19 protein-coding genes are annotated in these 24,988 nt (G+C 71.8%); 12 read left to right on the forward strand and 7 right to left on the reverse strand.

Annotated features, from left to right (window positions below; genetic code table 11):
- The first annotated feature begins 256 nt into the window (after positions 1-256).
- Positions 257-3,217, forward strand: coding sequence for an S-layer homology domain-containing protein (locus Q0283_RS05725; RefSeq protein WP_183525547.1), 2,961 nt, complete (start codon positions 257-259; stop codon positions 3,215-3,217).
- A gap of 65 nt (positions 3,218-3,282) precedes the next feature.
- Here Q0283_RS05725 and Q0283_RS05730 read toward each other — a convergent pair whose 3' ends face one another.
- Both Q0283_RS05730 and Q0283_RS05735 read right to left on the reverse strand, forming a co-directional pair.
- A complete protein-coding gene (locus Q0283_RS05730) occupies positions 3,283-4,233 on the reverse strand; it encodes a ketopantoate reductase family protein (RefSeq protein ID WP_221243352.1) in 951 nt (316 codons plus the stop codon).
- The gene (locus Q0283_RS05735) at positions 4,230-5,513 is read right to left on the reverse strand and encodes a heparan-alpha-glucosaminide N-acetyltransferase domain-containing protein (protein WP_298043615.1); all 1,284 of its coding nucleotides are present in this window, start codon (positions 5,511-5,513) and stop codon (positions 4,230-4,232) included. The genes Q0283_RS05730 and Q0283_RS05735 overlap by 4 nt, the downstream gene beginning before the upstream one ends.
- 260 nt (positions 5,514-5,773) lie before the next feature.
- Here Q0283_RS05735 and Q0283_RS05740 point away from each other — a divergent pair, with 260 nt between their 5' ends.
- Both Q0283_RS05740 and Q0283_RS05745 read left to right on the forward strand, forming a co-directional pair.
- Positions 5,774-6,640 carry a thioesterase family protein gene (locus tag Q0283_RS05740; RefSeq protein ID WP_183525553.1) on the forward strand — a complete coding sequence of 289 codons (867 nt, stop codon included), beginning with the start codon at positions 5,774-5,776 and terminating at the stop codon, positions 6,638-6,640.
- A complete protein-coding gene (locus tag Q0283_RS05745; protein ID WP_183525556.1) occupies positions 6,633-7,436 on the forward strand; it encodes a lipoate--protein ligase family protein in 804 nt (267 codons plus the stop codon). The genes Q0283_RS05740 and Q0283_RS05745 overlap by 8 nt, the downstream gene beginning before the upstream one ends.
- A 15-nt stretch (positions 7,437-7,451) precedes the next feature.
- On the opposite strand, the gene Q0283_RS05750 is transcribed toward Q0283_RS05745, so the two are convergent.
- Genes Q0283_RS05750 through Q0283_RS05760 form a run of 3 tightly spaced genes read right to left on the reverse strand, consistent with a single transcriptional unit; the run spans position 7,452 to position 9,845 of the window.
- Positions 7,452-8,102: a uridine kinase gene (locus tag Q0283_RS05750; RefSeq protein WP_183525559.1), complete on the reverse strand. Its 651-nt coding sequence runs from the start codon at positions 8,100-8,102 to the stop codon at positions 7,452-7,454.
- A 4-nt stretch (positions 8,103-8,106) separates the two neighbouring features.
- Positions 8,107-8,754, reverse strand: a complete 648-nt coding sequence (locus Q0283_RS05755; protein ID WP_183525562.1) for an MBL fold metallo-hydrolase — start codon at positions 8,752-8,754, stop codon at positions 8,107-8,109.
- Positions 8,754-9,845 carry an S-(hydroxymethyl)mycothiol dehydrogenase gene (locus Q0283_RS05760; RefSeq protein WP_298043619.1) on the reverse strand — a complete coding sequence of 364 codons (1,092 nt, stop codon included), beginning with the start codon at positions 9,843-9,845 and terminating at the stop codon, positions 8,754-8,756. Before Q0283_RS05760 ends, Q0283_RS05755 begins: the two co-directional genes overlap by 1 nt.
- A gap of 119 nt (positions 9,846-9,964) precedes the next feature.
- Here Q0283_RS05760 and Q0283_RS05765 point away from each other — a divergent pair, with 119 nt between their 5' ends.
- Positions 9,965-10,783, forward strand: coding sequence for an SOS response-associated peptidase (locus tag Q0283_RS05765; protein ID WP_183525568.1), 819 nt, complete (start codon positions 9,965-9,967; stop codon positions 10,781-10,783).
- A 171-nt stretch (positions 10,784-10,954) separates the two neighbouring features.
- A complete protein-coding gene (locus Q0283_RS05770; RefSeq protein WP_183525571.1) occupies positions 10,955-12,166 on the forward strand; it encodes a metallophosphoesterase family protein in 1,212 nt (403 codons plus the stop codon).
- On the opposite strand, the gene Q0283_RS05775 is transcribed toward Q0283_RS05770, so the two are convergent.
- Positions 12,151-13,059 carry a helix-turn-helix transcriptional regulator gene (locus Q0283_RS05775; RefSeq protein ID WP_183525574.1) on the reverse strand — a complete coding sequence of 303 codons (909 nt, stop codon included), beginning with the start codon at positions 13,057-13,059 and terminating at the stop codon, positions 12,151-12,153. The two genes, Q0283_RS05770 and Q0283_RS05775, sit on opposite strands and share 16 nt — an antisense overlap.
- Before the next feature lie 233 nt (positions 13,060-13,292).
- Between Q0283_RS05775 and Q0283_RS05780 the strand changes: the two genes are divergently transcribed.
- The 6 genes from Q0283_RS05780 (at position 13,293) to Q0283_RS05805 (ending at position 22,368) form a co-directional block, all read left to right on the forward strand.
- Complete coding sequence (locus tag Q0283_RS05780) at positions 13,293-14,612, forward strand: benzoate/H(+) symporter BenE family transporter (RefSeq protein ID WP_183525577.1); 1,320 nt, start codon at positions 13,293-13,295, stop codon at positions 14,610-14,612.
- Between the two features lie 409 nt (positions 14,613-15,021).
- On the forward strand, positions 15,022-16,395 hold the full coding sequence (gene benA, locus Q0283_RS05785; RefSeq protein WP_183525580.1) for a benzoate 1,2-dioxygenase large subunit: 1,374 nt from the start codon (positions 15,022-15,024) through the stop codon (positions 16,393-16,395).
- 34 nt (positions 16,396-16,429) lie between these two features.
- Positions 16,430-16,966: a benzoate 1,2-dioxygenase small subunit gene (gene benB / locus Q0283_RS05790; RefSeq protein WP_183525583.1), complete on the forward strand. Its 537-nt coding sequence runs from the start codon at positions 16,430-16,432 to the stop codon at positions 16,964-16,966.
- Positions 16,967-17,060: 94 nt separating this feature from the next.
- The gene (gene benC / locus Q0283_RS05795; protein WP_298043624.1) at positions 17,061-18,635 is read left to right on the forward strand and encodes a benzoate 1,2-dioxygenase electron transfer component BenC; all 1,575 of its coding nucleotides are present in this window, start codon (positions 17,061-17,063) and stop codon (positions 18,633-18,635) included.
- Positions 18,635-19,462, forward strand: a complete 828-nt coding sequence (locus Q0283_RS05800; protein WP_298043626.1) for a 1,6-dihydroxycyclohexa-2,4-diene-1-carboxylate dehydrogenase — start codon at positions 18,635-18,637, stop codon at positions 19,460-19,462. The genes benC and Q0283_RS05800 overlap by 1 nt, the downstream gene beginning before the upstream one ends.
- Positions 19,463-19,527: 65 nt before the next feature.
- Positions 19,528-22,368 (forward strand): AAA family ATPase, encoded by a 2,841-nt coding sequence (locus Q0283_RS05805; RefSeq protein ID WP_298043628.1) that lies wholly within the window; start codon positions 19,528-19,530, stop codon positions 22,366-22,368.
- 28 nt (positions 22,369-22,396) lie between these two features.
- Here the strand turns inward: Q0283_RS05805 and Q0283_RS05810 are convergent, their stop codons facing one another.
- Positions 22,397-23,821, reverse strand: a complete 1,425-nt coding sequence (locus Q0283_RS05810) for an aromatic acid/H+ symport family MFS transporter (protein WP_298043630.1) — start codon at positions 23,819-23,821, stop codon at positions 22,397-22,399.
- Positions 23,822-24,061: 240 nt separating this feature from the next.
- On the opposite strand from Q0283_RS05810, the gene Q0283_RS05815 reads away from it, so the two are divergent.
- Complete coding sequence (locus Q0283_RS05815; RefSeq protein WP_298043632.1) at positions 24,062-24,760, forward strand: maleylpyruvate isomerase family mycothiol-dependent enzyme; 699 nt, start codon at positions 24,062-24,064, stop codon at positions 24,758-24,760.
- The last annotated feature ends 228 nt before the right edge of the window (positions 24,761-24,988 follow it).

Below are 24,988 nucleotides of genomic sequence, written 5' to 3' on the forward strand. Positions count from 1 at the left end.
CCACAGTGGCGGTCATGGCCGTCCGAGCAGGCCGCGGTGCCCCGTGCACCGGACGGACGCGCGGTCGGCATATGCGGCTGATCTGCACGGATCCAGCGCCTCAGAAACGCCCGCCCGGTACAAGAACTCTCGGTGAAGAGTGATGAATTTGTGACTGACAGGGGGTAATTGCAACTGTTGCTTGATACCCTGTGCGAGGCGCAGACGTTAACACGCGCCCCACTCGCATCATGCATCACTTCTGAGGGAATCCGTCATGGCACTTCGCCCTGTCCTGCGCACCTGCGCCGTCACCACCCTGGCAGCGGCGCTGGCCGCCGCCACTGCCTTCCCGGCGATCGCCAACCCGATCGTGCCGCCGTCCGCGCCGGACCCGGCCCGGAGCGCCGTCGGCCAGCAGGTCGCCTCCGAGGTCAAGGGCGAGGAGCAGCAGACCCTCGCCGTCGACGGCATCGACCCCGAGGCGCTGCAGCCCGCCGAGCAGGACGCGACGCCCAGCGCCGATCCTTCCGCCAGTCCGAGCGGCACTCCGACCCCCGAGTCCAGCGCCGAGCCGGCCGTCGGGACCAGCGCGGAGCCGGCCGTCGGGACCAGCGCGGAGCCCAGCGCCGCCTCCGAGTCCGGGCAGCCCACCCCGCAGGCGGCGGGGACGCGTTCGGCGACGGTCTCGCTGGCCTCCGTGGTCTCCCCGGCCTCCGCGGCCAAGGCCGCACCGGGGACGGGACGGCCGACGGGGCAGGAACGGGATGTCGTCCCGGTCCCGGAGGGGATCGCGGCCAAGGCCACGGCCGAGACCGATGCCGAGACCGCTCCCGAGGCCCGGGAGCTGGCCGGGACCGCCCTGCCCGCCGAGGACACCGAGCAGGTCGCCGCGCTGACCGCCCCGGCCGAGACCATCGACTTCATCGTGGCCGGCGTGACCTGGGAGGTGCAGGACGCCGACCAGGTCACCGAGGTCTCCGTGCGCGTGCGCGAGGACGGCACCTGGACGGACTGGTCCAGCCTGGAGATCCACGACGGCGACGAGCGCCCCGGTGCGGACCGCACCGGCACCGAGCCACTGGTCTCCACCGGTGCCGACGCCGTCCAGGCCCGCGTCTCCACGGTCAGCGGCGAGGTCCCGAAGGGGTTGCAGGTCGACATCATCAACCCGGGCGTGGCCGACACCGACGGCAAGCTCAACCCGGCGCCGGCCGGTGCGCCGGAGGCCGGGGAGCCCACCGCGGACCAGGCCTCCACCGCCGCGTCATCCACCGCCGAGTTCGTCCCCGCGATGCACCAGCAGGACGGCCTGATCACCGGCACCGCCACGGCCCAGACCGTGGCCACCTCCGCCGACGTGCTGAAGCCCGCCATCGTCACCCGCGCCCAGTGGGGTGCCAACGAGTCCGTCGTCCAGGACTGGGGCCGCCCGTCCACCCAGCTCAAGGCGATGTACATCCACCACACCGCCGGCTCGAACAACTACACCAAGGCCGGCGCCTACGCCCAGATCCGCGGCATCTTCAGTTACCACGCCGTCAGCCTCCAGTGGGGCGACATCGGCTACCAGTTCCTCGTGGACAAGTTCGGCACCATCTACCAGGGCCGCCGAGGCTCCATCGACGCCCCGGTGCCGGGTGCCCAGGCGGGCGGTTTCAACACGGACACCATCGGCGTCTCCGCCATGGGCAACTACGACGTGGTGGCCGCCCCGGCCGCCATGGTGACGGCCATCGAGCGCGTTCTCGCCTGGCAGGCATACCGCTATGACGTCGACCCGAAGGGAACCACCCGGCTCACCCAGAGCGGCAAGGGGACGGCCCGCTGGTCCTCCGGCACCACGGTGACGGTCCCGACGATCCTGGGCCACAAGGTCACGAACTTCACGGCCTGCCCGGGCCGGTACCTGGACGCGAAGATCCCCTCCATCCGCACGAACGTGGATGCCCGGGTCACGCAGGCCGTACGCAACCACGGCGTCACGGTCCCCACGCTGGGCGTCCCCTCGAAGCCCGCCGACCACTATGTCCTGGACGGCAACGGTGCAGTGGCCACCGGTCGCTGGAACGCCGCGGCCGGGGCCGAGGACTACCAGATCATGTACCGGGCCGTGCCCCACGGCGGCGGGGACATCACCAGCCAGCCCTGGACCGCCGGGAAGACCGGCACGGAGACGTCAACCACCCTGGGCAACGAGCCGGGTGAGACCGCCCAGTACGCGGTGCGCTCCCGCCGCGGCGGGACCGTCAGCTCCCAGACCTACCTGGGCCAGCACACCGGACCGGTGTCCTGGACCGACGGCACCGTCCGGACCTCCGGCATGAGCCGCGTCAACCTCTCCGGCGGCGTCGGGGGCAAGGGGTACCGGGCGGCCCGCGCTGGGGCCATCCTCAACATTCCCAGCGCCTCCCGGGCCGACCGGCTGGTCGTGGCCGCCTCCGTGGGGTCGGGCACCGTGCGCGTCCGGGTGGAGAAGGACGGCACGTCCCTGGGCACCCTGCTGTTCACCTCCGGGTCGACCAAGTACCGCGCCATCGACCTGCCCACGGGTGGTGCCGGGACGGTCCGCCTGAAGGTGATGGACTCCAGGCCCATCACCTTCGCCTCGGCGGCCGTGACCCGCCCGGGCCAGAGCTCGGACACGGTGGCCCTGCACCGGGCCAGCTGCGGGCCTCAGTTCAGGGACAACCGGCCCGGTTCCGGCCACTTCACCGCCATCCAGTGGATGGCCTGCGAGAAGATCTCCGTGGGGTACTCCTCGGACCAGACCTTCCGCAAGAACCAGGACGTGACGCGCGGCGAGACCGCCCAGTTCGTCTACAAGCTCGCCGGCGTGACCCGCAAGGCCAACGGCACCTCCTTCAAGGACGTGAAGACCGCCTACGCGGATGCCATCGACTGGTTCGCGGACCGGGAGATCTCCGTGGGGTACACCGACCGCACCTTCCGGCCGAACCAGTCCGTGTCCCGCGGCGAGTTCGCGGCCTTCCTGTACCGGCTGGCCGCACCGAGCGGGTACCGGGCACCGGCCACCTCGCCGTTCCGGGACATGACCAGGAGCTCGCCCAACTACGAGGCCATCACGTGGCTGCGGAGCCAGGGCGTCACCTCCGGGTACGCGGACCGCACCTTCCGCCAGACCCAGAACATCAGCCGGGCCGAGGCCGCGGCCTTCCTCGAGTCCTTCTATGACGGGCCGCTGCAGTCGAGCGTCCTGCGGAAGATCCACGGCTGACGCCCTGCAGGAGGGGGACCGGCGTCCGCGCCGGTCCCCCCGTCCTCACCCGTCCTCACCCGGCGTCAGCCCTCGACGGCGATCGCCGGCCGGTGCACCGAGGGTGAGCCGTTCTGGTCGTGCACCCGGAGCTGCATCAGGGCCAGCCGCGTCAGGGGGACGTCCACGGCGAGCCGGTCGGCGACCGCGACGTACTGGCCCAGCAGGTGCTCGCCCTCGTGGGCGTGTCCGGCCAGGACGTCCCGGTAGAGCGACGAGGTGAACACGGACCCCTCCTCCGTGAACATCTCCAGGCTCGCGGCGTGCGCTGCGGCCGACGGGGGGTAACCGGCGGCCCGGGCCACGCGTTCGGTCTCGTCGATGACGTCGAGCACGAAGTCCTTCCCGCCGGGGGTGGACAGGATGCTGCCGATGCTGCCGCGCATCAGGCAGGTCATGGCGGCGCCTGCGGCGATGAACGCCCACTTGTGCCACATGGCGGCCAGCACGTCCTCGGCCATCGTCACGCGGTACCCCGGGACCTGCAACTCCCGCAGGACGGCCGAGGCACGGTCCGTCGTCCGCCCGTCCTGTTCGCCGAAGATGAGCCCCGCCTTGGGCTTGAGCTGGTAGACCGCGCCCTCGGGTGTCACCGTGCAGACCACCCGGACGATCCCGCCCAGGACGGTGGCGCGGCCGAACCGGTCGTTCACCGTATCCAGGTGGGTCAACCCGTTGAGCAGTGGCAGCACCGTGGTGCCCGGGCCGACTGCCGGGGTGATGTCCTCCAGCGCCGCCTCCAGGGACCAGGCCTTCACCATGAGCAGGATCAGGTCGTAGGGGCCGTCCAGCTCGCGGACCGTGAGCGCCCGGACGGGCACCGTCTCGTCGTACCCGGGCCCGTAGACGCGGAGCCCGTGGCGCAGTTGGTCCGCGCGGGGCGGATGGACCAGGTAGGACACGTCGCGGCCGGCACGGACCAGTCGCGTGCCGAAGAAGCCGCCGGTCGCCCCGGCACCCACAATCAGTGTTCTCATCGCCGGTTCCCCCTGGGTCTCGTGCGGCGTGGTCGGACGGGCTCGCGGTGCGGCGTGCCCCCTCCGCCGGTGCGGAGGCGGTCGTCGCCGCTCCCCGGTGGAGGGCGGATCTCGGAGGGGGTTCCCCGCACCCGGCGCCGGGTCCAGTCGCTGGCCTCCGAGATGATCGCCTCCAGCGGTCCCCGGCCCATGGAACTGCGCCACATCAGTGCGAACAGCATGAACGCGATGACCTGGATCCAGAGCGTCACCATCGGGCGGTCCTCCTCGGGCAGGACCTCGAGCATGAGCACGATGCAGTGCGCCGAGTACAGCGTCAGCGTCATCGCACCCATCGCCGCGAAGGGCGTGAAGACCTTGCCCCCGCGGCGGGTCACCAGCAGGGCCAGTCCCAGGAACGCCACGGCCGCGCCCAGGTTGTGCAGGAGGTTCAGGGGCGTGTCCGAGTAGGGCGAGACCGCTGTCAGCCACCACCACGTCGTGTTCGGCATCAGGACCAGTTCCGGACCGAAGACGAGCACCTCGCGGATCTCCTCGGCGTCGAGGGCCGGCGTCGCCTCGAGCAGCCGCCCGAAGCCGCCGGCCGGGCCGAGCAGGATCCGGGACGCACCCCACGCCGCCACGGCCAGTGCCGATCCCCAGCCCAGCAGGAACAGGGCCAGCCGGCGTGAGGTCAGCACCTGGCGCCCGATGACCATGCCCACACAGAGGTAGGCCATCCACAGCACGGCCGGGTAGTGACCGGTCAGGAGCATGTCCAGGGCGAACAGGTCGGGTTGCCCGGCCGCGGTGACCAGCGTGTAGTCGGCATCGGGATCGGCCTGTTCCGGCACGCGGCCGTTGAGCAGGTGCCGGAAGGCGGGGCCGAGGACGGCGAAGAGGGCCGCCGCGATGAGCAGGACCCGCGAGGACCGCCCGTAGAAGGGGATGGCCAGCAGGAACAGGACGCCGAAGTAGGGGATGATCGTCAGGATCGGCGTGTCCAGGTGGCCCAGGAGCAGGCCCACGAGCAGGATCAGCAGGCCCCGGACGGCCAGGGCGGCCCGGTCGGCCCTCAGGGTGCGGCCGTAGAGCTGGCCCCGGGACCGTTTCTCCACGAACGCGATGGACACCCCGGCGAGCACGGCGAACAGGGCCGCGGCCCGGCCGCCGAAGATGCCGAAGGACCAGCTCAGGCCGTCGCCGTCCTCGTTCTCGGCCGGGAAGACGTGGACGGCGATCATCCCGATCAGCGCCACGGCCCGGGCGACGTCCACGCCCATGGCGCGGCGCGAGGGCATGGCGGCCGCCGCCGCAGGACGCTCGGCGGGTTCACCAGGGGCGACCGTCTCCGGCCTTCCGACGCCCATCGCGGATTCAGGATCCCTGATCAGGGGGGCGAGGGGACGTGCCCTGCTTCATGGGGTCGACCTCCCGTTGCCGGTGAGCCATGGTGGCCCACAGTAGGCACCGCGGCGCCCGGGACGTCAAGGCGTGGACGGTGCCCGGCGGCCGGATTCACACCCCGTGCACAGCCTCGGACGATGGCAGGATGGACCCCATGACTTCCACCACTGCCGCCGGGCAGCCCGGCACCGAGGAGCACGACGTCGACGCGAACTTCCAGCGCACCTCGCCCCCGCGCGTCGAGGGTGGTGTCCGCGTCTCGGACTTCGACTCCGTCATCCACGCGCAGGGTGCGTGGCGCGACGACGAACTGCACATGGCCCCGGTCTCCGGACTGCTCACCGCGGAGATCCTGGCGCACGAGCCCCGGGAGGGGCTGCGGCTGGCGCGGTTGTCCTTCGAGATCCTGGGGACGCTGCACTACGGTCCGCTCACCGTCACCACGCGGACGGTCCGCCCGGGCCGGACGATCGAGCTCGTGGAGTCGACCCTCGAGGCCCAGGGGCGGGCCGCCCTCGTGGCCCGCGCCTGGCGCCTGGTCACCTCGGACACGTCCCCGGTCGGCGTCGTGAACGATGCCGGCCTGACTCCGCGCCAGGACTGCAGCCCGTTCCGGACCATGGCGGAGCGCTGGCCCGGCGGGTACATCCGGTCCCTGCAGATCCTCGCCGCCGACGACCACGCCGACGGTCGAGGCCGGTGCTGGCTCACCTCCTCCGTGGAGATGATCGAGGGTGAGCCGACCTCCGACCTCGTGCGGCTCATGGGCATGGTGGACACCGCCAACGGGGTCGCGCCGGTGGTCCCGAACGGTCCGGGCGGTTACGGCTATCCGAACGTCGACCTGCAGGTGCACCTGTACCGCGAGCCCGTCGGCCCGTGGCTCGGACTGGCGACCACGTCCAACCTCGGCACGGACGGGATCGGCCTGACCACGGCCGTGCTGCATGACGAGCTGGGGCCGTTCGGGCACTCCGAACAGATCCAGACGGTGCGCCGGGTCCCCGCCGCCGATGACTGATCCCGCAACGGACGGTCCCCTGCACCAGGTCCTGGACTGGGTCCGGCAGGAGGGCTCGCTGGGCGCCGCCGAGGACCTCGACTACGCGGTGACGCTGTTGCGGGCCGCCCAGGCCGGCCGGCTGACGGACCCGGTGGTGCGGCTCTACCGGCCCGAGCCCACCGTGGCCTTCGGCCAGCGCGACGCGCGGCTGCCCGGCTTCGACCAGGCCCGGCAGGCCTGCCGGGACCACGGTTTCGCCCCGGTCGTCCGGCGCGCGGGCGGGCGCGCGGCCGCCTACCACGGGGGAAGCCTGGTGGTGGACCACGTCCAGCGGGACACCGACGCGATGCAGGGCTTCCGGGACCGCTTCGCCGGTTTCGGCGAGCTGTTCGTCGACGTGTTCCGCGCCCGAGGCGTGTCGGCCGCCGTCGGGGAGGTCCCGGGGGAGTACTGCGCCGGGGAGTTCTCGGTGCACACCCCCTTGCCCCCGGGTCCGGACGGTGCCGCGCGCGGTCCGGTCAAGCTCGCCGGGACCGCCCAGAGGGTGGTCAAGGGCGCGTGGCTGTTCTCCTCGTCGCTCGTCGTCGAGGACCCCGCGCCGGTGCGGGCCGTGCTGACGGACGTCTACGCGGCCCTGGGGCTGGACTGGGATCCCGCGACGGCCGGAGCCGCCAGTGACGCCGACCCCGGGATCACCGTGGAGGCCGTCGCCGCGTCCCTGCGTGAGGCCTATGCCGGGACGCGGGCCGGCGCGCGAACCAGGATCACCGACCGGTCGTGGGCCGACCTGCTGGCACGGGTCCCGGCCGGCTGACCGGCAGCAGCGGACCTACTCCCCGGCGGCCAGCCGGCGGTGCAGCTCGGCCTTCGGCACGGGGGTGAATCCGGCCTCGAGGTAGCGGGCGCGCAGTGCGGCCTCGGTGCGCAGCAGGGACCAGCCCCGCTGGACGAGGAAGGGCACCGGCTTCCGTCGCTCGGCGAGGTCGCGGGCCAGCCGGCGCGCCGCCGTCGGGAGCCGGTGCTGGTCGATGTACCACGCGTGGAAGTCGGTTCCCGGCCTGAGGCCGAGCCGGGTCAGCACGCGGGGAAGCTCCGCGGCGAAGATGCCCTCGGCGACGACGGGACCGCCGGCCAGTTCGAGCGTGGCGTGGCCGATCACGGCCGACGCCGTGATCGAGTACTCGGGCACGCGCGTGCGGCCGGTCTCCAGCAGCTCGACCATGGCGTCCACGGCGGCCCGGCCGTTCCAGGTGACCGGATCGTCCCAGTCGACCTGGCCGTACTCGGTGCGCGGGAACACCGGTCCCGCGCCCCCGGCGGCGGCGTCCTCGGCGGCCTCCCGGTAGAAGGCGTCCAGTTGCAGGTGTGGTCGTCCGTAGGTGCGGGCCAGGTAGGACTTGCCGGCACCGGAGGCCCCGCCCAGCAGGACGAGGCCTCCGGTGCCGATCGAACCCGTACCGTTCGTTGCGGATGCGTCCAACGGATCAGTGCCCGCGGTCGATCCACTCCTGCAGGTGCGGAGCCTCCGCGCCGATCGTGGTGGAGTCACCGTGGCCGGTGTGCACGGTGGTCTGCTCCGGCAGGGTGAGCAGGCGGGACCGGATGGACTCGACGATGGTGTCGAAGTCCGAGTAGGACCGCCCGGTCGCGCCCGGGCCGCCCTGGAACAGGGTGTCGCCGGTGAAGACCACGCCGGGGGCGCCGTCCGGGCCGGTCAGCTCCGGGGCGTGGAAGCACACCGAACCGGGGGAGTGGCCCGGGGTGTGCAGTGCCGTCAGGGTGATGCCGCCCACCGAGAAGGTGTCCCCGTCGGCGATGATCCCGTCCGGGGCCTGGTCCGGGTAGACGGCGTCCCAGAGCATCCGGTCCTCGGGGTGAAGCAGCACCGGGGCGTCCACGAGGGAGCGGAACATCTGCACCGCGCGGATGTGGTCGTCGTGGCCGTGGGTGAGCAGGATGGCCAGCACCCGGCGGCCGTTCACGGCCTGGGCGACGGCCTCGGCGTCATGGGCCGGGTCGATCACGACGCAGGACTCGTCGTCGCCGACGATCCACACGTTGTTGTCCACGTCCCAGGTGCCGCCGTCCAGGGAGAACGTCCCGGAGGTGACGCGCTTGTCGATGCGTGCCATCAGAGCACCACCACCGAGCGCAGCACCTCACCGCGGTGCATCTTCTCGAAGGCGGTGTCGACGTCCTCCAGCGTGATGGTCTCGCTGACGAAGGCGTCCAGGTCCAGCCGGCCCAGGTGGTATTGGTCGATGAGCATCTGGAAGTCCCGGCTGGGCAGGGTGTCCCCGTACCAGGAGGACTTCAGCGACCCGCCCCGGCCGAACACGTCCAGCAGCGGCAGCTCGAGGGTCATCTCTGGGGTGGGCACGCCCACCAGCACCACGCGGCCGGCCAGGTCGCGGGCGTAGAAGGCCTGCTTGTAGGTCTCCGGGCGGCCGACGGCGTCGATCACCACGTCCGCGCCGAAGCCGCCGGTGAGCTCCTGGATGGCCTCCACCGCGTCGCGCTCCTTGGAGTTCACGGTGTGGGTGGCCCCGAGCTCACGGGCCTTCTCCAGCTTGCGGTCGTCCAGGTCTACCGCGATGATCGTGGTGGCCCCGGCCAGGGCGGCCCCGGCGATCGCCGCGGTGCCCACGCCGCCGCAGCCGATGACGGCGACGGACTCCCCGCGGGCGACCGCGCCGGTGTTGATGGCCGCGCCGATGCCGGCCATGATGCCGCAGCCCAGCAGACCGGCGGCGGCGTTCTGCTGATCGGTGACGCCCTCGACCTTGGTGCACTGTCCGGCGGCCACCAGGGTCTTCTCGGCGAACGCGCCGATGCCCAGGGCGGGGTCCAGTTCGGTGCCGTCCTCCAGGGTCATCTTCTGGGTGGCGTTGTGGGTGTTGAAGCAGTACTGGGCCTGGCCCTTCTTGCAGGCCCGGCACTCACCGCAGACCGCGCGCCAGTTCAGGATGACCTTGTCCCCGACCGCCACGTCGGTGACGCCGGCGCCGATGGCCGAGACGGTCCCGGTGGCCTCGTGGCCGAGCAGGTAGGGGTAGTTGTCCCCGATCCCGCCCTGGACGTAGTGCAGGTCGGTGTGGCAGACCCCGCAGGTGAGGATGTCCACGACGGCCTCGCCCGGGCCCGGATCCGGGATGACGATCGTCTCGATGCTGACCGGGGCGTCCTTGGCCTTCGCGACGACGGCCTTGACCTTCTGCGGCATGGTGCTCCTTCTCTGGCGACAGGGTTCGGCACCATCCCACCACAAACGCCGGGACAGTTCACCTGGCATCCCCTCCGGTGACCCATTGCGTCGTCCTGCCCGTGCGGCAGACTTGTCCCATGTGCGGACGGTATGTGATGGCCCGGGCCATCGGTGACCTGGTGGCCGAATCCGGCGCGGTCGAGCCCGAGGAGGACCTCGCGCTGCGCCCGAACTGGAACGTCGCGCCCACCACGGACGTGGCCGTGGTGCTGGAACGCGCGGTGCCGGCATCGGGCGAGGAGGAGGAGGGCGGGACGCGCCGGGAGGTCCACGTGGCCCGCTGGGGCCTCGTCCCGCCCTGGGCGAAGGACGTCTCGGTGGGCGCGCGGGCGTTCAACGCGCGGTCCGAGACCGTGACGGAGAAGCCCACGTTCCGTGCCGCGGTGCGCGCCCGGCGCTGCGCTGTCCCGGTGGAGGGGTACTACGAGTGGCTCAAGCCCGCCGCGGGGGCCGCGAAGGGGGCCGGCAAGAGACCGTTCTACGTGCACCCCGCCGACGGTTCGCTGATCTACTTCGCCGGTCTCTACGAGTGGTGGAAGGACGAGGCGCTGCCGGAGGACGACCCGCACCGATGGCTGCTCAGCTGCACCATCCTCACCGGCCCCTCGCCGGAGGCCGGGACCGGGGACGAGACCCTCGAGCGGCTGCACGACCTGCACGACCGGCTCCCGCTGCCGATGGACGCGGAGACGATGGACGCGTGGCTCGAGCCGGAGAGGCTGCCCAGCGCCGAGGCCGCCGGCCGGTTGGTGGACCGGGTGCGCGAGCAGGCCTACCGGACCGCCGCGGCCTGGGCGCTCGACGAGGTCGGCCCGGCGGTGGGCAACGTGCGCAACAACGGTCCCGAGCTGATCGAGCCGATCGGCCGGGCCGGGCAGCAGGACACGCTGGTCTGACCGGGCCCGGCGATGGAGGGGCCCGCCCCCGTGGGGACGGGGTGTTTCCCCTGGCGTCATCCGCAGGACACCTGACGGCCGGTTGACGGTCTCCGGCCCGTCCCGTGGGTCTCCTACGGTCGCTGGGCCCGCCCGCCGGGGCGGGCACCATCGACCTCGAGGAGCCCATTCATGACCGCACAGACCCCGTCCTTCCACCGCCGCGGCCTGCTCGCCGGCGGTGGCGCCCTGGCCGCCGCCGGACTGCTGTCCGCGTTGCCCTCCGCGGCCCACGCCGCACCCGGACGCCGCTCCACCGCGGCCGGGCGGATGCCGCTGTCCTTCGGGCGGGACGGGACGTTCACGGTGGTGCAGTTCAATGACACCCAGGACGGCCCCCTCACCGACCGCCGCACCATCGAGCTCATGGAGGGCGTGCTCGAGCGGGAGAAGCCGGGTTTCGTGGTGATCAACGGGGATGTCATCAACGGCTCGCCGCGCACGGACCGCGAGGTCAAGCAGGCCTACAACAACGTCGTCATGCCGATGGAGTCGCGGGGCATCCCGTGGGCCATCACCTTCGGCAACCACGACGAGGACTCGGTCGAGGAGAACGGCACCTCCATGGTCGAGGCGAAGATCGTCGACTTCCTGCGCCAGTACGAGCACAACCTCAACCCGGCCGTGGACGAGGGCGGGAGGGGCGTCCCCGGTGAGTCGAACGCACACCTGCTCATCCGCTCCTCGAAGGGCAACCGCGCGGCCTTCGGCCTGTGGCTGCTGGACTCCGGCCGCTACGCGCCGGAGACCGTCGGCGGTCAGGGGCACGACGGGCTGATGGCCTACGACTGGATCCGCCCGGAGCAGATCGACTGGTACCAGCGGCTCTCCCGGGACACCGAGAAGCGGTACGGCAGGGTCCCGTCGCTGATGTTCTTCCACATCCCCGTCTGGGAGTTCCACCACATGTGGCACGGCCAGCAGTTCACCTCGGACGACGCCGGCCACGCGGCGGCCGTGGAACGCCACGGCATCGAGGGGGTCAAGAACGAGGGCATCTACACCGGCCTGGTGAACTCGGGCATGTACGCGGCCGCCCTGGAACGCGGGGACGTGCTGGGCATGTACTGCGGCCACGACCACATCAACACGTTCATCGGTGACTACTTCGGCATCGAGCTCGGCTACGGCCCGGGCACCGGATTCGGCACCTACGGCCTGAACGACGGGACCGCGGACACGCACACCCTGCGCGGGGCCCGGGTGTTCACCCTCGACGAGAACGCGGAGAACGTCTACACCGGCAGTCACACCGTGTTCGCCCGGGACCTGGGCATCGACATGGCCCCGGTGAAGAAGCCGCTGGCGGAGCCCGCCGCCTTCCCGGACTACGTCTCCGCCTGACCGGCGCGCGGTGACACGACGGGGTCCCGGTCCGCGGCGACCAGCCCCGCCAGCCGGTGCAGGGCGGCGCGGGAGTCGCTGCCGGGCTCCGTCGTGTACACGAACATCGTCTGGTCCTCCACGCCCGTGACCTCCAGCGCCTCGTAGCGGACGTCCACCCGGCCCACCACCGGGTGGACCAGTCGCTTGATCCCGTCGCGCCGCTCCGCGATGCGGTGGTCCGCCCACCAGGCGCGGAACTCGTCGCTGCCGGCGGTGAGCTCCGCCACGAGGCGGTCCAGGAGGGGATCGCCCGGGTGCCGGCCGGCGTCGAGCCTCAGGGTGCCCACCATGGAGGAGGCGACCGCCTCCCAGTCGACGTACCGTTGCCGGGCCTGCGGGTCCAGGAAGGCCCAGCGGACCAGGGCGCGCTCCCGCGCGGGCCGGGCCGGCAGGTCCGCGAGCAGTGCGGCGGCGAGCCGGTTCATCGCGAGCACCTCCGTGCGGCGCCCGCGGATGAAGGCGGGATGCTCCGTGAACGACTCGAGCAGCAGGTGCAGCGAGGGCCGGACCCGCTGGACCGGTTCCGGTGCCGTTCCCCGGGCGGGCACGGCCCGGGCCAGGTCGAAGAGGTGCCGGGTGGCCAGGTCGTCGAGCTCGAGCGCCCCGGCGAGCGCGGCCAGCACGGAGTCCGAGGGGCGGCGGTGCCGGCCCTGCTCCAGCCGGGTGTAGTAGTCCGTGCTGACCCGGGCCAGCGCCGCGACCTCCTCCCGGCGCAACCCCGGGACCCGACGCCGGCCTCCGCCGTGCCGGGGCGGGTCCACCAGCGCGCGGCGCGCCCGGAGGAAGTCCCCGAGCCGGGCCCCCGGTTCGACGCCCTCCGCGTCCGCTCGCCTGTCCGATCCTGCCGTCATCCCGGCCTCCCGTCCCTGCCGCCTCGCGGTCCCGCTGTCGTCATCCCGTGGTCGTCCTGTCGTCGTGTCGTCCCGTCGTGGACGGGTTGCCCAGGGTCGTCGCCGCCGGGGCCGAGGTCACTCCGGCCCAGCCTGGGCATGCCATACCCAGGTTGGGCTGGGCACCCCTGGTGGCGTCCCCGGCGGTCCCGGTCATGATGGACTGGCACGGCCGACGACGAGGAGGAGCGGAGATGACGACCACGGAGGACCCGCCGCAGGCGGCGGCGCCGGGACGCGAACCGTTGTTCGAACGCCCCGGCGGAAGACCCGTGGGACCGCGCCGCGCGTGGCGCGACCTCGGCCCCGAGTATGCGGCCAACGGACTCGTCGGCGTGGTGTTCTCCGCCTCCGGGCCGATCGCCGTCACGCTCGCGGTGGGCCTGGCCGGGGGACTGACCCAGGCCGAACTGGCCTCGTGGGTCTTCGGCATCTTCCTCTCCGCGGGGCTGGCCACGATCGTCATGTCCCTCGTGTACCGCCAGCCGCTGGGCTTCGCCTGGTCGATCCCCGGCACCGTGCTGCTGGGGCCCTCGCTGCAGCACCTGTCCTTCGCGGAGGTGGTGGGGGCGTTCTTCGGCTGCGGGGTGCTCGTGCTCGCGCTCGGCATGACCGGGCTCGTGCGCCGCGTCATGACGGCCATCCCCATGCCGATCATCATGGCCATGGTCGCGGCGGTCTTCCTGCGCTTCGGCACGGACATCGTGGACGCCACGCGGGACAACGCGGCCGTGGCCGCGCCCATGGTCATCGCGTACCTCGTCCTGGCCGCGGTGCCGGTGCTCGGGCGGGTCCTGCCGCCGGTCCTGGGCACGCTCCTCGTGGGTGTGGCGGCCGTGGTGCTCAGCGGCCAGTTCGACCTGCGGGGCGACGGCCCCGTGCTGGCCGCCCCGGTGATCACCGTCCCGGAGTTCACGTGGGCCGCCCAGCTCGAGCTCGTGGTGCCGCTGGCCATCACGGTGCTGTTCGTGCAGAACGGCCAGGGCATCGCCGTCCTGCGGGCCGCCGGGCACCGTCCGCCGATCACCTCGTTCGCGGTCGCCTCGGGGGTGTTCTCGCTCGTCAACGCGGTCTTCGGGGCGGTGTCCGCCTGCGTCACCGGTCCCACGAACGCCCTGCTGACCGCCTCCGGGCAGCGGCACCGCCAGTACACCGCCGCCCTCGTCTACGCGGTGCTCTCCCTGGCCTGTGCCCTGCTCGCCCCCGGACTGGTGCGGTTCATGCTGGCCACGCCGGAGGCGTTCGTGCTCGCCCTCGGCGGGATCGCCATGCTGCGGGCGCTGCTCCAGGCGTTCGTCACCGCCTTCTCGACCACGTTCACGATGGGTGCCCTCGTGACCTTCGTGGTGACGATCTCCGGACTGGACCTGTTCACCCTCCACTCGGCGTTCTGGGGCATCGTGATCGGCTTCGCGGTCTCCCGGCTGCTCGAACGCGGGGACCACGCCGCACTGCGGGCAGGGGCGGAGGCCGGGCCCGACGCCCCCGACGCGGTCCCGGCGGCCCGGGCATGAGCCGGGCCGGGGGCGGGCAGGGCACGTCGGCGCGGTGCGGCGCTGCTCGGGCATCGGCGCCTCCGTCCTGGGGGTGCGCGCCAGGCGCTGGTGCGGACTGACGGACCGGGCGGCCCTCGGCAGAACCCGGGGGGCGGGCCCCCGGCCCGGCCGCATCAGGGTGTGACGAGGGCAACGACTCCCGGTCCCGCGGGCCAGCATAGGCCCCGTGGCCTGCGGATATCCAAGAGCCTGTCGCCACGGATTGGGTAGCAGGAGCATATGGATCACCCCCTTGGTCAGCCCTAGGGGTTCCCCTGATGTGAGCGCAGTCACCGTTCGGCAGACTGGCAGGCGTACTTTCCGCCATCGCGCCGGAAACGGGCCTGCCGGCCTGGAAGCGCGGTGTCACTGCCAGAAGGAGAACGCCATGACCGAGAACCTGTCCCATGTCCGGGAAGTCCTCACCGACGCCGTGGTCGACGACCGTGAGAAGGGCATCATCCGGGCCAAGCGGGAGATCTTCACCGACGAGGAGATCTTCGAGCTCGAGATGAAGCACATCTTCGAGGGCAACTGGGTCTACCTGGCGCACGAGTCCCAGATCCCCAACGTCGGGGACTACTTCACCACCCACATCGGCCGCACCCCGGTGGTCATCACCCGGGACAAGGAGGAGAAGCTCAACTGCATCGTCAACGCGTGCTCCCACCGCGGCGCGATGCTGTGCCGTCGCAAGACCGACAACCGCACCACCTTCACCTGCCCGTTCCACGGCTGGACGTTCAAGAACTCCGGTGAGCTGCTCAAGGTCAAGGACGGCCGCAACGGCGGCTACCCCGAGGGCTTCAACACCAACGGCTCCCACGACCTGACCAAGGTCGCCCGCTTCGACTCCTACCGCGGTTTCCTCTTCGGCTCCCTCAACGCGGACGTGCTGCCGCTCGAGGAGCACCTGGGGGACGCCACCAAGGTCATCGACTCGATCGTGGACCAGTCCCCGGAGGGCCTCGAGGTCCTGCGCGGCGCCTCCACCTACACGTACGACGGCAACTGGAAGGTCCAGGCCGAGAACGGCGCCGACGGCTACCACGTCACCTCGGTGCACTGGAACTACGCGGCCACCACCGCCCGCCGGACCGCCGGCGACTCCGCCAACACCACCAAGGCCATGGACGCCGGCAAGTGGGGCAAGGTCAAGGGCGGGTTCTACTCGTACCCGCACGGCCACCTGCTGCTGTGGCAGGAGTGGACCAACCCCCAGGACCGCCCGCTGTGGGACCGCCGCGACGAACTGGTGTTGAAGTACGGGGAGGAGATGGCCAACTTCATGATCAACATCTCGCGCAACCTGTGTCTCTACCCGAACGTCTACATCATGGACCAGTTCTCCTCGCAGATCCGCCACTTCCGGCCGATCTCCGCGGACCAGACCGAGGTGACCATCTACTGCATCGCCCCCAAGGGCGAGTCGGCCGAGAACCGCGCCAAGCGCATCCGCCAGTACGAGGACTTCTTCAACGCCACCGGCATGGCCACCCCGGACGACCTGGAGGAGTTCCGCTCCTGCAACAAGACCTACTGGGCCAAGACCGCCCAGTGGAACGACATGTCCCGCGGTTCCGCCCACCAGGTCGACGGCCCGGACGAGCAGGCCGCCGCCCTGGGCATGAACGGCGTCATCGCCTCCGGTGCGCGCACCGAGGACGAGGGCCTGTACCCGATCCAGCACATGTACTGGCACGAGGTCATGGAACAGGCGGTCGCCGCCGAGGAATCCGCCGCCGAGCCGGCCCTGGCCTGACCGAGACCGACACGAACTGCGAGGAGCTGCTCCCATGACCACCACTGCCACCGCGGTGCCCACCGTCAAGACCACCGAGGACATCCTGACCCTCGAGACCGTCCGCGCCTTCCTGTACAAGGAGGCCCGACTGCTCGACGACCGCGACTTCGACGAGTGGCTCGAGTGCTACCACCCGGACTCCGAGTTCTGGATGCCGGCGTGGGACGACAACGACGAGCTGACCGAGGACCCGCAGTCCGAGATCTCCCTGATCTACTACGACAACCGGGGCGGGATCGAGGACCGCGTCTTCCGCATCAAGACCGACCGGTCCTCCGCGACCTCCCTGCCGGACCCGCGCACCGGGCACAACATCACCGACGTCGAGGTGCTCGAGCGCGACGGCGACCAGGTCAAGGTCCGTTTCAACTGGTTCACCCTGTACTACCGGTACCAGTCCACGGACACGTACTTCGGCACCAGCTTCTACACGATCGACCTCTCGGGGGCCGAGCCGGTCATCCGCAGCAAGAAGGTCGTCCTGAAGAACGACTACATCCACCACGTGGTGGACATCTACATGATCTGAGGTCCCCCGGGACCTTCCGGCCGCCGACGCGCGCGGCCGGCCACCACCCACGATTCAGCGGGCCGCGGGATGCGGCCCGGACCAAGGAGGACCCATGGGACACAAGGTAGCCCTGAGCTTCGAGGACGGCGTGACGAAGGTCGTCAAGGTCGGCGACTTCGAGACCATCATGGACGCCGCCTACAAGGCGCGCATCAACATCCCGGCCGACTGCCGCGACGGTGCCTGTGGCACGTGCAAGTCGTTCTGCGACTCCGGCTCGTTCGACCCGGGCGACTTCATCGACGACGCGCTGACCGAGGAGGAGCTGGAGAAGGGCTACCTGCTCACCTGCCAGGCCGTGCCCGAGTCGGACATGAGCATCCAGGTGCCGGCCACCGCCGAGTCGGCCAAGACCTCGGCGGCCGCGTTCACCTCCACGCTGACCCAGCTGGACAAGCACTCCGAGTCCACCATCTCCTTCACGCTGACCCCGGAGAACCGCGGGGACCTCGCCTTCCTGCCGGGCCAGTACGTCAACATCAAGGTGCCGGGCACCGACGCCGAGCGGTCCTACTCCTTCAGCACCGGTCCCGAGGTGGACGAGACCTCCTTCATGGTGCGCATCTCCCCGCAGGGGGCCATGTCCGAGTACCTGCGCGACCGCGCCCAGGTCGGGGACACCGTGGAGTTCACCGGGCCCTACGGCTCGTTCTTCCTGCGCGAGCCCAAGCGGCCGCTGCTGCTGCTGGCCGGCGGCACCGGCCTGGCCCCGCTGCTGTCCATCCTGGAGAAGCTGTGCGAGGGCCCCACGCAGTACCCCGTCCACCTCGTCTACGGCGTCACCCGCGAGGCCGACATCGTGGGCCTGGACTGGCTGCGCGCCTACGAGGAGCGACTGCCGAACTTCACCTGGGACTACATCGCCTCCGAGCCGGGCACCTCCGCCCCGCACACCGGTTACGTCACCCAGGTCATCGAACCCACCCATGTCAACGAGGGCGACGTGGACATCTACCTGTGCGGCCCGCCGCCCATGGTCAACGCCGTCTCGAAGTGGCTGGACTCCGAGGGCATCGAGCCGGCCAACCTCTACTTCGAGCGCTTCGCCCCGAAGGAGACCACGGGCGGCGACGCCGAGACCGGTGCCCCCGTCCCGCCCGAGCAGGTGGCCGCCGAGGGTGACACCCTCACCGCCGCCGAGGCGATCTCCTCGCTGGAGACCGGCCGGCTGGACTTCCGCAAGGAGGACAGCTTCGCCCACCTCGACGCCCGCATGGGCCTGGAGCTGGCGATCACCGAGCTCATGATGGGCCGGCTCAGCGAGGAGCAGATGGCCCAGTTCCGCCGCCTGGCCGAGGCCACGGTCGACTTCGTCGACGGCGACCGGGTGGGCGACCCGGAGGAGTACGTCCGGACCAACGAGGAGTTCCACGAGTACCTCTTCACCATCTCCGGCAACCCCACCCTGCTGGAGTCCTACCGTCGCCTGGACATCCACGCCCAGATGGCCGCGACCTTCGAGAAGGGCACGGAGATCTTCTCGCGCGTGGCCCAGGACCACCTCGACGTCGTCTCGGCCTTCGAGGCGCAGGACCGGGAGCGGGCACGGGAGGTCATCATGAACCACGCCCGCGACGCCAAGGGCACCATGGACACCGCGATCGACGCGAAGGTGGCCGGGGCCTGATGGGGCGGAGCCATGCCGGCCAGTTCCTGACCCCGGGGCGGTTCGCGGACCAGGTCGCCGTCGTGACCGGCTCCGCCCAGGGGATCGGTCAGAAGGTGGCCGAGCGCATCGCGGCCGAGGGCGGCGCTGTCGTGCTCGTGGACCGTGCCGACCTCGTCCACGAGGTGGCCCGGGGGATCAACGACGACGCCGGCCGCACCGGTTCCGGCGGTTCGGCCACCTCGGTCACGGCGGACCTGGAGACGTTCGCGGGCGCCGCCGAGGCCGTGGAGGCCGCGGTGGCGGCCCACGGCCGCGTGGACGTGCTGGTGAACAACGTCGGCGGCACCATCTGGGCCCGGCCCTACGAGGAGTACGACGAGGAGCGGATCGAGCGCGAGATCCGCCGGTCCCTGTTCCCCACGCTGTGGAGCTGCCGCGCCGTGCTGCCCACGATGCTGTCGCAGGGTTCGGGCGTGATCGTCAACGTCTCCTCGGTCGCCACGCGCGGCATGAACCGGGTGCCCTACGCGGCGGCCAAGGGTGGTGTCAACGCGCTCACCCAGTCCCTGGCCATGGAGGTCGCCGGACGGGGGATCCGGGTCGTCGCCACCGCTCCCGGCGGCACGGAGGCGCCGCCGCGGAAGGTGAAGCGGGGGCCCGAGGCGGAGTCCGAGCAGGAGAGGCAGTGGTACCAGGCCATCGTCGACCAGACGGTGGAGTCCTCGTTCATGAAGCGCTACGGGACGCTGGACGAGCAGGCGGCGCCCATCGTGTTCCTCGCCTCCGCCGAGGCCTCGTACCTGACCGGGAGCGTGCTGCCGGTCGCCGGGGGGGACCTGGGCTGAGCGCGGCTGCCGGTGGCGTCCGCCCCGTGACGGGCGCCACCCCCACGTCGGCTAGTCTCGTCCGCATGCAGTACACGGTGCCCGACGGCGAGACAGCACCGGACCGGGTGCTGGTCGGCCGCGCGGGGGTCCTGGCCGAGCTGGACGAGGCCCTGCGCCAGGCACGTCGCGGGACGGTGGGCACCGTGGTGCTCAGCGGCCCCTCCGGATCGGGCCGGACGGCGGTGCTCGAGTCCTTCCTCGAGCACTGCCGTTCTGCCGGTCGCGGCGTCAGGGTCCTGAACGCCGTGGGGGACGCCTGGGAGTCCCAACTGGCCCTGGCCGGGTACTCCCAGCTCATGGACACCGCACCGTTGCGGTCGGCCAAGGGCTACGACGCCACGCCCATGCCACCGGCCATGCCGGTGCCCGAACTGAGCGTCGCCCAGGCGGCGAACTACGCCGCCACCCTGACCACCCACCTGGAGACACTGCAGCTGCGGGGGCCCGTGGTGGTCGCCGTGGACGACGTCCACCATCTCGACGAGGCCAGCGTGCGCATCCTGGTGTTCGTGATGCGGCGGCTGAAGTCCTCGAAGGTGCTCTTCCTGTTCACCCTCGACCCCTCCCGCTCCCACGCCCTGCCCCCCGGCCTGCGCGACCTCCTCGGCCAGTACCGGGTCCGCCAACTGCGCCTGGATCCCCTGGACGCCGAGGATGTCCGCCGGCTCGCCCGGTCCCGCTTCGGCCTGGACCTGGGGGACACGGCGGCGCAGGGCCTCGTCCGGCACACCCGGGGGCTGCCGCGACCGGTCCTGGAACTGCTGCAGGAGATGCCGCCGGAGACCTGGCAGAGCTGGTTCCCGTCGCTGCCGGCGAGTGCCCGGATGCAGTCCCGGGTGCGGGGCCTGATGGCCGATGCCACGCCGGGACTGATCGAGGTCGCCGAGGCCCTGGCCGTGCTGGGCTCCCCGGCCGGGCTCGCCGAGATCCAGGAGGTCAGCGGTCTCAGCGGGCCGGAGGCCGTGATCGAGGCCCTGGACGAGGGCCATCGCACCGGACTGCTGCGGTGGACCGTGGACCACGACGGCTCGGCGGTCTCCTTCGTCGAGCCGGGGGCCGCCGAGGCGATCTACGAACAGGCCCTGCCGAGCAGGCGACTGGCCCGGCACCGGCGCGCGGCCGCCGTCGTGCCCCTGGAGGCCGACCGGCTGGCCCACCGGGTGGCCGCCGCGGCCGGACCGGACGCGGCCCTGGCCGCCGAGCTCGAGGACTTCGCCGCCCGGCAGGGCGAACGGGGCGCGTGGCAGGACGTCTCGTCCGCCCTGTTCTCCGCGGCCCGTCTCACCACGGACCCGCAACGCCACGACGACCGGTTGCTGCGGGCGGTGGACGCCTCGGTCGGCGCCGGGGACATCGCCCGGGCCCAGACCTGGACCTCGGCCGTGGAGGCCATGCCGTCCTCCTCCCTGCGCTCCTCGGTCCTGGGCTACCTCTCGACCGTCTCGGGCCAGAGCCGCAGCGCCCGGCACCATCTCGAGGAGGCGTGGCGGACCAGTGACGCCGACCGGGACCCGGCGGCGGCCGCCCAGGCGGCCCAGCGTTTCGTCCTGCACGGCCTGGCGTCGTGGGACGGGCCGCTGATGACCGAGTGGGGCGAGACGGCGATGTCCCTGACCGAGGCGGGCAGCCCGGCACACATCGAGTCGGAGGCCATCTACGGGCTCGGCCTGTATGCCCGCGGGCGCCTGCAGGAGGCCGAGGCCGCCTACGAGCGGGCCACCGCCCGCGCCGGGGAGAACGCCCAGAAGCAGCGGATCCAGATGGGTGCCGCCTGGCTGGCCCTGCGGGCCGACCAGGTCGAGTCGGCGCTGGTGGGCTTCGAGGCGGCCACCCCCACGGAACATCGCGGCGGTTCGCTGCGCATCTCCCTGTGGGCGGAGGCCTGGCTGGCGCGGACCCAACTGGTGCTGGGGGACTGGGACGCCGCCGCGGCCACGGTGTCCCGGGCCTCGGTCCGGCTGGAATCGGCCCGGATGCCCCTGATCGGGCCCCTGCTGTACTGGACGGCCGCCGAGCTGTGGTCCATGCGGGGGGACTGGGAACGGGCGCGTCACTACGTCTCCAGGGCCGCCGTCCACCCGGGCACCTACCGGGCCATGCTAGTGCCCGCACACCTGGCCAGGGCACGGTTCCACGAGGCCCGGTCCGACTACGAGAGCGCCCTGGAGGCGCTCGAGCCGTTGACGGAGATCGACCCCTGGACGGCCGGTCGCGTCTCCTTCTGGCCGTGGCAGGACACCTATGTCAACGCCCTGGTGATGACGAACCGGCTGGAGCGCGCCGAGGAGTTCCTCACCGCGTTCGAGGGACTGTGCCGGGAACGGGCGATCCCCTCCGACCAGGCCCGGATGTCCTGGTCCCGGGGCCGGCTGCTCGCCGCGCAGGGCGACCCGGACGCCGCACGCGACCACTTCGAGTCCGCGCTGGGGCAGCTGCGGGGACTGCACCGGCCCTACCTGCAGGCCAGGATCAGCTTCGCCTTCGGCCAGAGCATGCGCCGGGCGGGGAAGCGCCGGCTGGCCTCCTCGGTGCTCCAGGTGGCGAAGGACCTCTACGACTCCCTGGGCGCCGTGACCTACGTCGAGCGCTGTGACCGCGAGCTCAAGGCCACCGGGATGGACGTCGGCCCCGTCGACGCCCCCGCGGACCCCGTGCTCGTGGCCGCGGGCCGGGCCGACGTCGACCTCACGGCGCAGGAACAGGCCGTGGTGGAGCTCGTGGCGCACGGGGCCACCAACAAGGAGACGGCGCGCTCGCTGTTCCTGGCGGAGAAGACGGTCCAGTACCACCTGACGCGCATCTACCGGAAGCTCGGCGTCCGGTCCCGCAGCGAGCTGGCGGCCCGCTACCGTCCCGAGGACTGAGGGACGGCGGCGGGCCGCACGGAGGCGTTCAGGCTCGCGACGCCGGGACCGCGCTCGCCGGCTCGCCGGCCTCGGCGCCATGGTGCCCGGTGGCGCCGGCGACGCCGGGGACGTCCGCCGTGGCCGCGGTGTCCGTGGCCCGTTCCAGCCGCGACTGCCGCGGAACGGCCAGGGTGACCAGAGCCCCGAAGAGGGCCACGCCGCCGAAGATGTAGAAGGCGGTGCTGCCGCCCACGCCGGCCGCGGTGAGCCAGCCCCCGATGAGGGGCCCGAGCACGCCACCGATGCGCCCGAAGCCGGCGACCCAGGAGACCCCGGCGGCGCGGGCATTGGTCGTGTAGTAGTTCGAGCTGAACCCGTAGATCAGCACCTGGGTGCCCAGGGTGCCGACCCCGGCCACGGCGATGTAGAGGAACAGGACCGGCGCCGGGAACTGGAAGGTCATCAGCGCCAGGGTGATCCCGGCCAGGACGAAGGTGGTGGCCACGATCCGTTGCGCACCGAGCCGGTCGGCGGCCAGCGAGGCGACGATCCCGCCCAGCACGGCCCCGCTGTTGAGGATCAGCAGGAAGGACAGGGAGTAACCCTTGTCGAAGCCGTAACCCTCCATGATGCGCGGCAGCCACGTGTTCAGGCCGTAGGTGAGCAACAGGCCGGAGAAGGACATGAAGCCCAGCAGGACGGTCGGCAGGAAGAACTGACGGGAGAAGGCCGCTGCGAATCCCCGCTTGGCCGGCGCCGCGCCGGCCTGCTGGACCACGATCTCCTCCAGGAGGGGCACCCCGGTCCGCGCGGAGGCGGCACGGGCCTCCTCGATGCGGCCGCGGGCGTGCAGCCAGCGGGGTGACTCGGGGAGCTTGAACCAGGCCAGCGGCAGCAGGAACAGGATCGGCGTGGCGCCGATCATGAACAGTCCGCGCCAGCCCAGCGGTTCGAGCAGGACGATGCCCAGCAGCGCGGCCAGGACGCCGCCGGCGGGGATCCCGGAGTACACGAGGGCGTTGTAGAAGTTGCGCTTGCCCGCCGGGGCGAACTCGGCGATCGTGGCCCCGGCCGTGGCCAGGATCACCCCGAGCCCCAGTCCGGTGAGCAGGCGCATCACGCCGAACGCCGCCACCGAGGTGGTCAGCGCGGTGATGAACATCCCGATGGAGAACCAGGCGATGCCGCCGAGGATGAGCCGGCGGCGGCCGAAGTGGTCGCCCAGGAATCCGCAGGTGAGGGAGCCGACGAGGACCCCGATCAGGGCGTAGGAGCCCAGGGCGCCGGCCGCGGCGCCGTCCAGCTGGCCGATCTGGCTCGGGTCATCGAGCAGGGTGGACAGCACGGTGCCGTAGATGGTCAGGTCGAAGCCGTCGAAGACGAGGGCGCAGCAGACGATCGCCGCGACCCAGTTGGCCGTGCGTGCCTCCTGGCGCGGATCGTGGGCGACGGGGGTGGGAGGGTGTGACATGGGCTGTCGGTCCTCTCGGATCGGTTCGTGGTGGGCCGGCCGGCTGCCGGTCCCCGGGCTGCGTTCCAGAGTCCCAGAGGAGTGACCTGCATCATATGAGGGGTTTACCCAGTCCTCCGCCGGGGGGTGCGGCACCGGCGGGCCGTTGAGATCCGCAACCTCCTGATGCCGTCCGGACCCGTCTGGATGGACCCGTCCGGACGGTGGAACGCCCCCCGGCGCGTGGATAGGGTGGCCTTCATGATCAATCCAGCGCGCCTGCACTCCGACCTGTCCCGCCTCGGCCGGGAGACCGCCATGTTCGAGGCCACCGCCGCCTCCCTGTCCGAGGAGGAGCTGCGTGCCCCGTCGCTGTGCGAGGGATGGACCAGGGCCCACGTGCTGGCCCACCTCGCCTCCAACGGCCGGGCACTCGTGCGGCTCATCGACTGGGCCACCACCGGTGAGGAGCAGCAGCTCTACCCCTCCCGTGAGGCGCGGGACCGGGAGATCGACGAGCTGGCCGCCCTGCCCCGCGAGGAGCTGCTCCGCCGCCTTCGCGAGTCGTCCGCGTTCTTCGCGGAGCAGTCCGAGCGGCTCAGTGGCGAACTGGCCGTCGAGTCCGTGGACCTGCACGGCAAGGAGATCCCGGTGACCTCGATCGTCGCGCTGCGCATCTCCGAGGTCGTCGTGCACCACCACGACCTGGACACGGCGTGGACCATCGAGGAGGCCGACCCGGACTCCCTGCTCAACGCCGTCGAGGCCGCGGTGCGGACCATGCGCGCGAAGGGCGCCCCCGGCATGACCCTGGTGACCGAGGAGCGCGACGAGTGGGTCGTGGGCGACGGTGCCCTGAGGGTCGAGTCCGACCGCGAGGGCCTGCTGGCCTGGCTGGCCCGTGGTGACGGTGAGAACGTCGAGGCCGACGGCCCGCTTCCGGCGCTGCCGTCCTGGTGACCCCGCCGTCCTGGTGATCCCGCCGCCGCGGTGATCCTGCGGCGGTGGTGAGCCCGTTGTCCTCCTCGTTCCGTCGCCGAGGCCTGCCCCCTAGTCCCGCCGTGCCTGCTCCGCGCCTGTTCCGGGCCTGAGGGGCGCCGCGCGCGCCCGTGACCTGCGCGCTTATCGTGTCCGGCGTCCTCCCTAGCCTGACGTGTGGTGTTCGAACATGCGTTCTAATACCATGGT

The organism is uncultured Citricoccus sp., from assembly GCF_937871995.1.
Lineage (GTDB): Bacteria > Actinomycetota > Actinomycetes > Actinomycetales > Micrococcaceae > Citricoccus.

Bases quoted from the DNA above. Each gene is read 5' to 3' on its own strand.
- Q0283_RS05725 (WP_183525547.1), top strand. From the start codon at position 257: ATGGCACTTCGCCCTGTCCTGCGCACCTGCGCCGTCACCACCCTGGCA.
- Q0283_RS05730 (WP_221243352.1), bottom strand. From the start codon at position 4,233: ATGAGAACACTGATTGTGGGTGCCGGGGCGACCGGCGGCTTCTTCGGC.
- Q0283_RS05735 (WP_298043615.1), bottom strand. From the start codon at position 5,513: ATGCCCTCGCGCCGCGCCATGGGCGTGGACGTCGCCCGGGCCGTGGCG.
- Q0283_RS05740 (WP_183525553.1), top strand. From the start codon at position 5,774: ATGACTTCCACCACTGCCGCCGGGCAGCCCGGCACCGAGGAGCACGAC.
- Q0283_RS05745 (WP_183525556.1), top strand. From the start codon at position 6,633: ATGACTGATCCCGCAACGGACGGTCCCCTGCACCAGGTCCTGGACTGG.
- Q0283_RS05755 (WP_183525562.1), bottom strand. From the start codon at position 8,754: ATGGCACGCATCGACAAGCGCGTCACCTCCGGGACGTTCTCCCTGGAC.
- Q0283_RS05760 (WP_298043619.1), bottom strand. From the start codon at position 9,845: ATGCCGCAGAAGGTCAAGGCCGTCGTCGCGAAGGCCAAGGACGCCCCG.
- Q0283_RS05765 (WP_183525568.1), top strand. From the start codon at position 9,965: ATGTGCGGACGGTATGTGATGGCCCGGGCCATCGGTGACCTGGTGGCC.
- Q0283_RS05770 (WP_183525571.1), top strand. From the start codon at position 10,955: ATGACCGCACAGACCCCGTCCTTCCACCGCCGCGGCCTGCTCGCCGGC.
- Q0283_RS05775 (WP_183525574.1), bottom strand. From the start codon at position 13,059: ATGACGGCAGGATCGGACAGGCGAGCGGACGCGGAGGGCGTCGAACCG.
- Q0283_RS05780 (WP_183525577.1), top strand. From the start codon at position 13,293: ATGACGACCACGGAGGACCCGCCGCAGGCGGCGGCGCCGGGACGCGAA.
- benA (WP_183525580.1), top strand. From the start codon at position 15,022: ATGACCGAGAACCTGTCCCATGTCCGGGAAGTCCTCACCGACGCCGTG.
- benB (WP_183525583.1), top strand. From the start codon at position 16,430: ATGACCACCACTGCCACCGCGGTGCCCACCGTCAAGACCACCGAGGAC.
- benC (WP_298043624.1), top strand. From the start codon at position 17,061: ATGGGACACAAGGTAGCCCTGAGCTTCGAGGACGGCGTGACGAAGGTC.
- Q0283_RS05800 (WP_298043626.1), top strand. From the start codon at position 18,635: ATGGGGCGGAGCCATGCCGGCCAGTTCCTGACCCCGGGGCGGTTCGCG.
- Q0283_RS05805 (WP_298043628.1), top strand. From the start codon at position 19,528: ATGCAGTACACGGTGCCCGACGGCGAGACAGCACCGGACCGGGTGCTG.
- Q0283_RS05810 (WP_298043630.1), bottom strand. From the start codon at position 23,821: ATGTCACACCCTCCCACCCCCGTCGCCCACGATCCGCGCCAGGAGGCA.
- Q0283_RS05815 (WP_298043632.1), top strand. From the start codon at position 24,062: ATGATCAATCCAGCGCGCCTGCACTCCGACCTGTCCCGCCTCGGCCGG.